The sequence below is a fragment of the Paenibacillus sp. Root52 genome (genome assembly GCF_001426865.1).
GTDB lineage: Bacteria > Bacillota > Bacilli > Paenibacillales > Paenibacillaceae > Paenibacillus.
On sequence record NZ_LMFO01000028.1, the window covers coordinates 1 to 1171 of the forward strand.

At 31.3% G+C, this 1171-nt stretch carries 1 protein-coding gene; it reads left to right on the forward strand.

Features of this window, described 5'->3' with window-relative positions:
* Window positions 1-172: 172 nt before the first annotated feature.
* Window positions 173-979, forward strand: a complete 807-nt coding sequence (locus ASD24_RS21050; protein WP_235540740.1) for a hypothetical protein — start codon at window positions 173-175, stop codon at window positions 977-979.
* Window positions 980-1171 lie beyond the last annotated feature (192 nt).

Sequence of the window (1171 nt, forward strand, 5' to 3'; positions counted from 1 at the left end):
AAATATATCGAATTGGTTCAACGGGTTAGTGAAGTTGTAAAAAAAGGAACTCCCTGATAGTCAGTTCGAATTTGATAATTATTCATTAGAATGTTGTATTGGTGTTATTGTAGAAACCTTCCTATCTAATTCAGATGTTGAAAAAAAACATAAAAATAAAACTCATACCAAATTGATGATGCATGAAACAATAAAGTTAATATTGCAATATGAAGATTACAGTTCGAAGATACATATACTAAACGATTATCTTATTCATAAAAGTGAAATTGCTAAGGATGTACACCGCTTGTACTCCGCATATAAGTTAAACGAAAGTGAATTAGAAAAAATATTATCGAAAATTCATAAGAAAATAGATAGTCGGAATATGGAGTATTTTAAAGAACCGAACTTGGTTGTTTCTCTTTTTGATGCTTTGATTAATTTAGGAAACGTTTGCCCAAATGGAAAGAAATTGCTGGATATAGCAACTGAATTGTATGAACCAACATATGATGAGGTCTTAAAATTAAGGGCAGAGGATTGGGATACTTTTGACGGGATACATGAAATCCAAAGTAATCATGATACAAGGGTTCTTATTGAAAAACTAAACTCAAATATGCTGGATAAATATGAAGGATTTTTGAATGATGAGTATAATGCGGCATTAGCTGACAAGAAAATTGATTCGCTACACCAAATAATCCAATTGAGGTCCTTCTCAGGCGCAGAGGAATTTAAACAAGTATTTGATTTGTTTTTAAATGAAACAGTTGCTTTTTTTGAAGAAACAAAATGGGGGTACCTTTGCTCTCTTGTAATTAAGGGATCTGAAAACCAGGAAATTGGCGTTTATAAGTTTCTTATGGAGAGAGCTAATTCGGAAATTGCCCTCGCTACTAAATTAAAATACAAGCAATTAATAGAGGTTTTACAAGAAGAAGATTACTTTAGAAGTGAAGCAGAATATTCTTCTGAAGAAGAATCATTATAAGAAAATACTCTGAAACTTTAAAGTAGTACCAAAAAGTCATGTGGGATTCATTATTTCAGTAGTTGTTGTTAAATTCCTTAGCAATAACCTTCCTTTTAACAAATAAATAATTCCTGTCCAATTTTATTTTTAACGTCTCTAACTAAAATTAACTGTCCCCAAAACACCAAAGACTGGAACTTGGTTGCCGCT